This is a genomic window from Allobosea sp. GW821-FHT09G06 (assembly GCF_059416005.1).
Map to the genome: position 1 here is coordinate 90,607 of NZ_JBWKOI010000006.1, position 11,332 is coordinate 101,938.

7 protein-coding genes are annotated in these 11,332 nt (G+C 69.0%); 1 reads left to right on the top strand and 6 read right to left on the bottom strand.

Going from position 1 to position 11,332, the window contains the following annotated elements; all coding sequences use genetic code 11:
- Positions 1 to 3 precede the first annotated feature (3 nt).
- The gene (locus AC07NY_RS23500) at positions 4 to 2,166 is read right to left on the bottom strand and encodes a transglycosylase domain-containing protein (protein WP_494585823.1); all 2,163 of its coding nucleotides are present in this window, start codon (positions 2,164 to 2,166) and stop codon (positions 4 to 6) included.
- Positions 2,167 to 2,424: 258 nt separating this feature from the next.
- On the opposite strand from AC07NY_RS23500, the gene AC07NY_RS23505 reads away from it, so the two are divergent.
- Positions 2,425 to 2,811, top strand: a complete 387-nt coding sequence (locus tag AC07NY_RS23505; RefSeq protein WP_257734381.1) for a DoxX family protein — start codon at positions 2,425 to 2,427, stop codon at positions 2,809 to 2,811.
- 77 nt (positions 2,812 to 2,888) lie between these two features.
- On the opposite strand, the gene trxA is transcribed toward AC07NY_RS23505, so the two are convergent.
- From trxA to AC07NY_RS23530, 5 genes are all read right to left on the bottom strand, one after another.
- The gene (trxA, locus tag AC07NY_RS23510; RefSeq protein ID WP_291656956.1) at positions 2,889 to 3,209 is read right to left on the bottom strand and encodes a thioredoxin; all 321 of its coding nucleotides are present in this window, start codon (positions 3,207 to 3,209) and stop codon (positions 2,889 to 2,891) included.
- Positions 3,210 to 3,326: 117 nt separating this feature from the next.
- Positions 3,327 to 3,986, bottom strand: coding sequence for a DUF1345 domain-containing protein (locus AC07NY_RS23515; protein ID WP_494585824.1), 660 nt, complete (start codon positions 3,984 to 3,986; stop codon positions 3,327 to 3,329).
- Entirely contained in the window at positions 3,983 to 7,477 is a 3,495-nt protein-coding gene (gene addA, locus AC07NY_RS23520; protein WP_494585825.1) for a double-strand break repair helicase AddA, read from the bottom strand. Before addA ends, AC07NY_RS23515 begins: the two co-directional genes overlap by 4 nt.
- Positions 7,474 to 10,581: a double-strand break repair protein AddB gene (gene addB / locus AC07NY_RS23525; RefSeq protein ID WP_494585826.1), complete on the bottom strand. Its 3,108-nt coding sequence runs from the start codon at positions 10,579 to 10,581 to the stop codon at positions 7,474 to 7,476. The genes addA and addB overlap by 4 nt, the downstream gene beginning before the upstream one ends.
- Entirely contained in the window at positions 10,574 to 11,314 is a 741-nt protein-coding gene (locus AC07NY_RS23530; protein WP_494585827.1) for a nucleotidyltransferase family protein, read from the bottom strand. Before AC07NY_RS23530 ends, addB begins: the two co-directional genes overlap by 8 nt.
- Between the last annotated feature and the right edge of the window lie 18 nt (positions 11,315 to 11,332).

The window sequence follows — 11,332 nt, forward strand, 5'->3', positions numbered from 1 at the left end:
GCCTCAGCCGCCGAAGAGCCGCTCGAAGAAGTTCTTCTCCTGCGGCCGCGGAGGCACCCAGGCGCGATCGCTGGTCGGCGGCGGCGCCTCTGGCTGACGGGCATCCGCCACCGGCGCGCCATCGCTGATCGTCTTCGGCGCGCCCTGCCAGAGGCCGCCCGGCAACGGCAAGGGCTGCGCTCCCGCATGGGCCGCCTTCATGTACTTGCCCCAGATTTCGCCGGGTAGGCCGGCGCCGGTGACGCGCTTCATCTTCGAATTGTCGTCGTTGCCGACCCAGACGGCCGTGACGAGCTTGGCGGTGAAGCCGACGAACCAGGCGTCGCCGTAATCCTGCGTCGTGCCGGACTTGCCGCCGACCTGCCAACCCGGGATGTTGAACTTGCTGCCGGTGCCGCCGTTCATGACGCCGTTGAACATGGTGTTGATCATGGCGAGGTTCTGCGGCTGGATGACCGGGCCGAGATTCGCGGCCTTGCGGGCATAGACGACCTTGCCATTGGTCTGGCGCACCTCGCGGATGACATAGGGCAGCACCGACTGGCCGCCATTGGCGAACGTCGCATAGGCGGCCGTCATCTCCAGCGGCGTCACCTCCGAGGTGCCGAGCGCCAGCGACAGGTTCGGCTGCAGGGCCGAGGTGATGCCGAGGCGCTGGGCGGTGCGGATGACCTCCTTGGGCGTCACCTCCTGGATCAGCCGGGCGGCCACCGTATTGAGCGAGTGCTGCATCGCGGTCGCCAGCGTCACCGGGCCGCGATAGTTGCGCGAATAGTTCTCCGGCTCCCAGCCCTTGATCGAGACCGGGGCGTCGTCGCGGATGGTGTCGGGCGTCATGCCCTTCTCGAGCGCGGTCAGATAGACGAAGGGCTTGAACGAGGAGCCCGGCTGGCGGCGCGCCGCCGTGGCGCGGTTGAACTGGCTCTTGGTGTAGTCGCGGCCACCAATCAGCGCCCGGATCGCGCCATCCGGCGCGAGCGAGACGACCGCGCCCTGCGACGCGTTCAGCTTGGCGCCCTGCGCGGAGAGCGCATCGACCAGCGTCGTCTCGGCCGCGGCCTGCAACTTCGAGTCGATCGAGGTCAGGACGGTGACATCGCCTTCGACCGCGCCGATGAAATCGTCGAGCACGTCCATGACATAGTCGGCGGCGTAGTTCACCGAGCCGGCACCGACGCGCTCGGGCACCTCGGCCGGCGTCGTCAGCGCGCTCTTGGCCGCGGCCTGCGTGATGAAGCCCTGATCAGCCATCGCGGCGACGACGAGCTGGGCACGCTTCTCGGCCAGATCGGGATTGCGGTTGGGCGCGAGCCGCGACGGGGCCTGGACGAGACCGGCCAGCATGGCGGCTTCGGCGATCGTCACCGAGCGCGCCGACTTGTTGAAATAGCGCTGCGCGGCCGCCTCGACGCCATAGGCGCCGGAGCCGAAATAGACGCGGTTGAGATAGAGCTCGAGGATCTGGTCCTTGGTGTAGGTGCGCTCCAGCCAGAGCGCCAGGATCGCCTCCTGGATCTTGCGGGCCGCCGTGCGCTCCTGCGTCAGGAAAAGGTTCTTGGCGAGCTGCTGGGTCAGCGTCGAGCCGCCCTGCGCTACGCCGCGCCCACGCAGGTTGGTGACGAGCGCGCGGGTGATGCCGATCGGATCGATGCCGAAATGCTCGTAGAAGCGCTTGTCCTCGATCGCGACGAAGGCGCGCGGCAGATAGGGCGGCACCTCGCCGATCGTGATGGTACGCCCGCCGGTCTCGCCGCGATTGGCGAGCAGCGAGCCGTCAGCCGCGAGGATCGCGATGTTCGGCGGTCGCTTCGGCACGGTGAGCTGGTCGATCGGCGGCAATTGCGAGGCGTGATAGGCGACGACCCCGCCGACGCCGATGAGGCACCAGAGGCCGAGCACCATCGACCAATAGAACAGGCCCCCCAGGAACGAGCGGCGGCCACGCCGGCCGCGGCGCTTGCCGCCCCCACCCCCACCGCCGCCACGCTTGTCGCGCTTCGGCGGATTGCGGAGCTGCCGGCTCGGCTCGGGCTGGGCCGGAGCGTTGCGGAAGCGGGTCGGGCGATCGTCTGGAGAAAGGCGCATGTCACCGTCCACGTGACGCTCGTCACGTTCATAACCAAAGGAGGGCTCGCGCCGCTCGCCTCGTGCAATCCGGTCGTTCATCCTGCCCCGTTTTCGGCCGCCAAGCCGCCTCGCGATGCGGTCAGGTCACACAGGATTCAAACATGGCGCTTTTAAGGGTTCGTAAAGCGTGCAATGCGGCACAGCGATCACAGCCGTCGCGCAAACGTGATCGAACTTGCAAACACGCAAACGCAAACGTCATCAACCGGGATATTGCGCAAAATCAGGGGGCTCGCCTAGAACCCGAAGCTGGAACACCCGAGCCTTCCGCAGCTATCCGCAACCAAGGACCACCGCATGCAGTTTCTGTCGCGCTTCCAGCCCTATGCTCTCGGCCTGCTTCGCATCTTCGCGGCGCTGAGCTTCATCTCGCACGGCACGCAGAAGCTGTTCGGCTTCCCGGCTGCTCCGTCCTGGGGTCTGCCCGCTGCGATGAGCCTGCCCTGGACCGCCGGCGTGCTGGAGATCGTCGGCGGCGCGCTCGTCCTCGTCGGCTTCTTCACCCGCCCGGCCGCCTTCGTCCTCTCCGGCCTGATGGCTGTGGCTTACTGGATGGCGCATGGCTCGAAGGGCTTCTACCCGCTGCTGAACGGCGGCGAGGCGGCGATGCTGTTCTGCTTCATCTTCCTTTACATCGCGACCGCCGGCCCGGGCGCCTTCGCGCTCGATTCCCGCAAGAACTGACCTTCGACGGCGCATAAAAGACAAAAGGCCCGCTTCCTCATCGGAAGCGGGCCTTTTTCATACCTGATCCGAGCGAATCAGACGGCCGCGGAGATCCAGCGCGAAAGATCGCTCTTGGGGGCAGCGCCGACCTTCTGGGAGGCGAGCTTGCCGTCCTTGAAGAGCATCAGCGTCGGGATCGAGCGGATGCCGAACTGGGCCGGGATCTGCTGATTCTCGTCGACGTTCATCTTGACGATCTTGACCTTGCCGTTGAGCTCGGTCGCGATTTCCTCGAGCGCCGGGCCGATCATGCGGCAGGGGCCGCACCATTCCGCCCAGAAATCCACCACGACCGGCTCGGACGACTTGAGGACGTCGGCCTCGAAGCTCGCGTCGGTTACCTTGCTCGTTGCCATGACTGGCCGCCTTTCGGTTTCAATGGGAGGCAATGCCACCCTTCGCCAGCGAAGCTATGAACGCCGGCCCCCCGGGTCAAGGCGCGTGCATTGCAAGGCTGAGGTGAAGCCGGCGCGTCACGACCCGCCCGAGACCAGGCTGGCGCCGACATTGATCGCCATCGCCAGGATCGAGGTGTTGAAGATGAAGGTCAGCACCGAATGCGCCAGCACGATGCCGCGCGCCTGACGGGTGGTGACGCCGATATCGGAGGTCTGCGAGGTGCAGCCGATCGTGTAGGAGAAATACAGGAAATCGACATAGTTGGGATCGGTCTTGCCGGGAAAGTCGAGACAGGGCTCGGCCTTGCCGCCGCGATAATAGATGCCGGCATAGTGCAGCGTGAAGAAGGCGTGCAGCAGCGTCCAGGAACACAGGATCGTGACGCCGCCGAGCGCGAGATGGATGCCGCGCTCGCCCGCCGGCAAGGCGTCGATCCCGGTGAGCTGGACCACGATGGCGGCGAGGCTCGCGCTCGCGGCGAGGCAGGAGATGACGAGGATGGCGACGGCGCCCTCATCCTGCTTCTCCGCCCGCGCCCGAATCTGGTCGACAGTCTCGGTGAACATCGTCGTCGCCAGCAGGCCGAGATAAAGGATCGCGCCGGCATCCCAGGCGACCAGCAGCCGCGTCGCCCAGCGCCAGTTGCTGGGCAGCAGCAGGGTCAGCACCGCCCCGGCGACGAGGGCGATCAGCAGGCGCGGGCGCAGGGACAGGGAATGCGGCACGAATCTCATGGCGTGGGCGCTTCCTCAACGGTGCCGGCGCCCTCATCGACCGCCAGCGCGGCGAGCGCCGCGTCGAGCCGGCCCGGCTCCAATTCGAAACAGGCCAGGCTCGCCGTGTAGATCGCCAAAGCCCGCACCTGCCGGCCGGGATAGATCTCCCGCATCAGCGCGGCATAGGCGGCGAGCTGGGCGATGGTCGTGACGGGGATCGCACCGATTGCCTGCGGTGGACGGGCCGTGGTCTTGAAATCGGCGACGACGACGCTCTCCGGCGTGACCGCCAGCCGGTCGATGCGCCCGGATACGGCGCGCAACTCGCCATCCGGCATACGGATCGAGCCGGCGACGGGAACCTCGGCGAGAGCGTCCGGAGCGAACAGCTCGGCCAAGGCAGGCGCTGCCAGCAATTGCAGGGCATCAGCGACGATGGTTGCGCGCCGCTCGGGCCGCAAGGCTCCGCCGCGCGCTTCCGCCAGAGCTTCCGCCGTCGTGAGGCGGCGTGCCTCGGGAACGCTCGGCAGGATTTGCAGAAGAAGATGCGCCAGCCGGCCTGCCGCCGCCGCTTCGGCGAGAAAGGGACCGTCACCAGGCCGCTCCTCGCCATCGGCGGCAGTCAATGCGCTCGACGGTTTCAGCGGCGGCAAGGGCTCGGCCTCGCGCGGGACGCGCTTGCCCAGCCAATGCGGCACGGAGACCGAAACGGCCTCCTTGTCCCTATGGTCGGTCTCCTGCTCGGCCAGTGTTGGCGCCGAGACCATGAAACGCAGCGTTGCCTCGTCGCCCTCGCCGAGCTGCTTCAGGCCGGCCTCCGACTGCATCAGCCCCTGCTCGATCATCGCGTACCAGCTTCCGTGCGGGGCCTCGCCCTTGGCTTGAGCGCCGCAGACGATCAGGCGATCCTCCGCGCGGGTCATCGCGACATAGAGCAGGCGATGATGCTCCTCGACTATCTGCGCGACCACCACGGCTTTCGCTGCGGCAGTGGCCTGAACATCCTCGGCGGAGGCCGGCGGCCAGAGCGGCACGAGATCGCCTGATGGCGTGGGCACGGCCAGGATTTTCGGCAGGCGCCGCGCGCCGGGTTCGACGCCGAGATCGGCGAGGATGACGATCTTCGCCTCCAGTCCCTTCGAGCCATGCACGGTCATGACGCGGACCTCGCCGGCACTGGCCGAGAGATCGCGCTTCACATCGGCGGCGCTGCCAGCGACATGCTGGAGGAAGCCGGAGAGCGAGGGACCATAGCGGCGCTCATGGTCGAGTGCGGCGTTGAGGAAGGCGTCGAGCGCATCGCCCGCCTCGGCACCGAGCCGGGCGAGCGCGAGATTGCGCCCACCACCGGGGCCGAGCAGATCGGCGAAGAAGCGGAACGGGCCCTGCCGTCCGGCCTGCTGCATCCAGCGAACCAACTTCGCCTCGGCAGCGGCATAGCGAGGCTCGCCCACCGCAGCCTCCTGCAAGGCAGCGCGCAGCGAGCCCTTGCGGTTCGGCGCGAGGCGCAGGAGATCGTCGTCGTCGAGATCGATCAGAGGCGTCTTGAGCGCGGTCGCGAGCGTCAGGTCGTCATCGGGCAGGAGCAGGGCGCGGCCGAGCACGACGAGATCCTCGACCGCCGGGTGTTCGGCCAGTGTCAGGCGATCGCGGCCGGCGACGGGGACATCGGCATCCTTCAGCGCCTTGACGATCGCCTCGAACAGCGCGCCGCGCTGGCGCAGCAGGATCATGACGTCGCCCGCCGCGAAGGGATGGCCGAGATCGTCACGGCGATCGCGATGCCAGCGCTGCAAGGTGCGGGCGATGCGCTCGGCGAGCTTCACCGTGCCGCTGCGCCGCTCCGGCGCGTCGACCGGCGTGGTCCAGGCATCGGGCGGTTCGCCCGTGTCATTGGCGGCAAGCGGCCAGATATCGACGGTGCCGGGTGCGTTGCGACGGACGGTGTCGTGGATTTCAGGCCGGGCCGCGCCGTCGAAGACGAGGCCGCGGGCATGGTCCGGCAGGGCGAAGACGGCATCAACCGCCTGCATGATGTCCGGCGCCGAGCGGAAGGAGGTGTTGAGGCTGATCGCCTCGAAATCCCGCTCCGCCGCCCGGATGCGTTGGCCGAGCGCGCGGCGCTCCTCGCCGAAGGCGGCGGGCGCCGCGCCCTGGAAGCCGTAGATCGACTGCTTCTCGTCGCCGACGACGAAGATGGTGCGCGGCTTCGCCCGGAGATCGCCGCCGCTGGTGAACTCTTCCGCCAGCTTGCGCAGGATCGCCCATTGCGCCTCGCCGGTGTCCTGCGCCTCGTCGAGCAGGATGTGATCGATGCCGGCATCCAGCTTGTAGAGCACCCAGGCGGCCTCGACCCGCTCCAGCAGCGAACGCGTGCGCGCGATCAGGTCGTCATAGTCGAGCAGCGAGCGCAGGCTCTTCTGTCGCTGATAGGAGGCAAGCATGCGCGTCACCAGCAGGGCGAGCGCGGCGCTGCGGTCACGGATCGCGACCGCGTTCAACTGCTCGGCGGCGGCGAGCAAGCAGGCGGCGAGCTCCTCCAGCGTCGTCAGCAAGGCGCCGTCGAACTCGGATTTGCCCTTGCCGCGGATATTGGCGTTGATCGTGCCCTCGGCCGTGATGAAGCCGCGCCGGCAGAAGCCGACGGGATCGCCGTCGTCCTGTCCGGCGAGCAAGGTGCGCAGGTTCGCCGCGAAGGTTTGCCGCGTGGGGCTGCCCGCATGCAGTGCCTCAATCAGGGCGTGCAATCCCGGCAGCGTCGCGAGATCGGCGCGGAAGCGCGCCCTGACCGCCTCAGCCGACAGGTCGGCCGCGATGCCGAGGAAGGCGGCGATGCCGGCGGTCACCGCGCCCGCATCGCGGGCCCGGCCGTTCTCGTCGCTGAACAGGGCGCGCTGGCGCAGCGCCTCCTGGAACATCGTCTCGAAACTGTCCTGCGCGGCCAGCCTCGCGAGCAGGTCGAGCGCCCGGGCCTCCGGTCCGTTCGGTTCGGCCGCGACGAGAGCGAGCAATTCGCGACGTGCGGCGCGCAGCATCTCAGCCTGGGCCAGATCGTCGGCAACCTCGAAACGCGGCGGCACATTGGCCTCGAAGGGCGCGGCCTGCAAAACGCGGGTGCAGAAGGCGTGGATGGTCTCGATGCGCAGGCCGCCCGGCGTCTCCAGCGCCTGTGCGAAGAGGCGGCGCGCCTTGGCGCGCTCGGCCGCGACCGGTGCGCGGCCGGTGAGGTTCGCCAACGCACGGCCAAGCGCCTCGTCGGAGAGCGTCGCCCAGGCACTCAGCGCCTTGAAGATGCGGTTCGCCATGTTGGCGGCCGCGGCCTTGGTATAGGTGATGCAGAGCATGCGGCCGGGCGCGACATCGTCGAGCAGCAGCCTGAGCACGCGATTGACCAGCACATGGGTCTTGCCCGAGCCGGCATTGGCCGAGACCCAGGCGGAGAGGCCGGGATCGGCGGCCTGCGCCTGGCGCTGGTTGGTCAGCGGCGGGACGATCCAGCCCGGCTTCATGGCTCGCCCCCCTCGTCCCCACCGGGCGCGGCCGACCATTCCTTGACGCGCGCCAGGTGATCATAGGGGCTGGCATAGCGGATATAGTCGGGCGCGCGGCGCGAGACGAAGGGTTCGCGGCCGGAGCGCAAGGCAGCGAGATATTCGAGCAGGCGTTCGAGATGGCGCGCGGCGACATCGGCCAAGGACTCGTCGCCGAACTTGAGCGGCGTGCTCGCTCCCCATCCCCTGGGATCGTGGTGGAGCTTGACATAGAGCACGTCATCGACCGGCAAGGGGCCGGATAGCCCCTTGAAGCCGGCCCGCGCCGCCAGATCGGCTTCGAGCGTCAATTGCGGGGCAAAGCCCTTTTCGACCTGCTTCTTGGAGGGCGGGGCGCCGGTCTTGAAATCGACGATACGCAGCGAAGGCGTGCGCGTCAGTTCGATACGGTCGGCCTTGCCGCTCAGGCGGAATTCGCTGCCGTCGGCAAGCGGGAAACTTGCAGCCGTGAAGAGCTCGACGCCAATGCGGCCGATATCGGCGCGCCGGTTTTCCTCCCAGCGGATGAAATGGCCGGCCGTCAGCAGGAAGCGCGGCCACCAGAAGGCCTTGACCTCCGGCACGTCGTCATAGGCGCGGAAGAGCCGGGCGCCGATGCCGATCAGTTGGCCCAGCGCATCGGCCGGCAAGCCTTCGGGATAGGTCGTGGTGAACTCCTCGACGATGCCGTGCAAGAGCTTGCCGCGATCCTGCGCGGTCGGGTCCGCCACGAGATCGTCGAGCGCATCGAGCTTCAGGATCTTGCGGGCATGGATCTGGTAGGGGTCGCGATAGAGCGTCTCGACCTCGGTGACACTGAGCGACAGCGGCTGGAGGTCGCGCGGAGGGTACGGTGCCGGGCGACCAATCGGCTTGGCGTCAGCGGGGGCGCTGAGCACGCCGGCCAAAGCCCGCAGCTTTGCCCCTTCCTCCACAGCCTTCGCCCAGACCGTTTGCGGCGCAACTGCCTGCAAGCGCTGCCAGAAGCGCGAGGCGATGGTCTCCGCCTCGCCGGCCTTGCGCGGGCGCGTCAGCGTGACCTCACGCGCCAACGCCGCCATGACGAAATCATGCGCGGTCTGGCCGGCGCGCCGCTCAGGCGGGGAGAGGCCGAGCTCGGCCCGCATCGGGCGGTTGATGAAGGAGTCGGTCGTGGTCTGCGGCGGCCAGACGGTTTCGTTCAGGCCGCCCAGCACGACATGGTCGGCCTCAAGCAGGCGCGCTTCGAGCAGGCCCCAGATCGCGACGCGCGGATAGCCCGGCGACGCGCGCTTGACCACAGTCTCCGCCAGCAGGCCGTCGAGGATGGCGACGAAATCCCGCGCCGTGCCATCCGGCGGCATCACCGCTTCGGCGCCGGCCAATTCGTCGAAGAGTCCGGCCAGCGCCTCGCCATCCGGCCCGACGAAGGCGAGCGGCGTGCCGGCCTCGCTCAGGCTGAAGGCGGTAACAGTCGCGCGCGCCGCCGTGACGACGGTGGCCAATGACGGCGTCTCGGCAGTGAAGGCCTCGCGCAACGCGGCACTCGCTGAGCCTAGCGCATGCAGCACCTTCGCGGCGGCGGCCTGATCGTCAGCGCTCAACCGCTTGCGCGGCCGCGGAACGTGCCCGCTCTCGCGGATCGCCTCCCAGTTCGCCAGCGCGGCTTCCAAGCCCGGCATGCCCCGGCCCACGGCCTCGCCGCGCCATGTCCCAATGTCGAGCGCAGCGGCTCCCAGCGCCAGCGCCTCTCGGCTCAACCCCAGACGGCAGAGCGGATGCGCGAGGAGCGGCACCAGCGCGATCGGCGCCATCTCGGCCAGCACCGCCTCCAGGATCAGGCGCAGCAGCGAGCCGGCCGGCCAGCGTCCGAGCGGCAGGCCGGCGGAATCGTCGACCTCGACTCCCCAGCGCTTGAGCTCGACGGCGACGCGCTCGGCAAGGCCGCGATCAGGCGTCACCAGGGCCGCATGGGCGCCGGGCCGCTCCAATGTCTCGCGAAGCGCAATGGCCACGACCAGCGCCTCCTCGCGCTCATCGGCAGCCTCGACGACGCGCAGGCCCTTGAGAGCCTCCAGCGCCATCGCGGCCGGGACACGCGCGCCGATATCGGACCAGAGTTCGGTGACCGAGGCGGGCAGCATCGCCTCGCGCAGCAGCGCGGCCCGCGCTCCAAGCGCAATATCGGGCTGCGACAGCTCGCGCACGTCGTCGCGGACGGCTTCGAGCGTGTCCATGAGATGGTGCAGGGCCGCTTGCGGATGCGAAGGGGCAGGCTCTCTCGCGATCGCATCCCAGGCACGTTGCTCCAGCCCGAGATCGATGCCGGGCAGGACGACGGCGCCGTTCGGCAGGCGGGCGATGGCCGCGAGCAGGCGCGCGGTTGCGGGCACCGTGCCTGTCGAGCCTGCGGCGATGATCGGCCCCGTCGCGCCGCCTGCGAGCAGCCTGTCACGTTCGGCGGCGAGCATGCGGTTGCGGAAGGTGGCGGGGTCGCAAGCCCCGCGCTCGGCCAGGATTCCGGGCCAGGCTTCGCCGAGAATGGCGAGGAAACCGGCATTGAGCTGCCAGACGCGGTCGAAGCGAGCGGCATCGAGCGAAGCCAATCGTTCGACCGGGACGCCCTCTGTCTGCATCTGGTCCAGCAGGGCCGCGAGGTCGCCGGCAAGCCCATAGGCTTCCGCCAGCGTCGCCGGCACCAGCGCGGGCTCGGACGGATCAAGCCGGAGGTGTTTGCGGTTGGCAGTGCGGCCCCAAGCATCGACCAGCCGCGTCAGCAGCATGCGGCGTTCGAGCGGCGCGATCGGGGCGACACGTTCCTCCGCCCAGGCGCCGGCGCCGATCAGCGCCGTCTCGGCCTCGTCGACATCGCCGAGCGGGATGATGCGCGGCAGGAGCAGCGGCTTGCCGCCGAGCTTTCCAGCGAGGATCGCGGCGAAGGCGCGGGCGGCGCGGCGCGTCGGCAGGTAGAGCGTCGTCCGCGCCATCGCGGCGGGATCGGCGGGGTCGTGGACCGGCCCCAAGCGCCCATCCAGCATCGCCTGCGCCAGCACCTCCAGGAAAGGTGCGCCGGCCGGAATGCTGAACAGGTTGAGCTCAGGCATCGACCGGCTGGGCGGCGGCAAAGGCGGCCTCGGCCGGCGCAATCGCTTCCGGCCGGTCGACATGCAGCCAGCGGCCTTCGAGGACATGGCCGGAAAGCCGCCCACGCGCGATGGCGCGGTCGAAGAGCAGGTTGAACGAGAAGGATGCCGGGGTATCCGCGAAGAACTCCGGCATCACGATCCCGATGCCGGCAAAGACGTAAGGCGCGGTCGCCGACGCGCCCCGGCGCGTCAGGCGGCCGGCCTCATCGCGGAAGAAATCACCGGGGCCGTTGAAGCCGACGCTGCTCTCGCGCTCCGCCAGCAGCAATAGCATGTCCATGGTTTCGCCGTTCCAGGCGGCGGCCATCGCGCCGAAATTGGAGACGCCGCGCTCGCTCCAGAGCGAATCCGAATTGACGCTGAAGAACGGCCCGTCGCCGAGCAGCGGCAGGGCCTTCTTGGCGCCGCCGCCGGTTTCGAGCAATTCGCCGCGCTCGTCCGAAATGGTGATGCGCGGGCGCGTCCGGCCGGCGAGATGCGCCTCGACCTGCCCGGCGAGGTGATGGACATTCACGACCGCCTCCTCGACGCCGGCCTCCGCCAGCCGGTCGAGCGCATGGTCGAGCATCGTCTTGCCGCCGATCTTCACCAGCGGCTTGGGCAGCGTGTCGGTGATCGGGCGCATGCGCTGCCCGAGGCCGGCCGCCAGCACGATCGCCCGGCGGATCGGCGGCGAAGCGGTTGTGGTCACGCGAATCTCCGTGTCGAT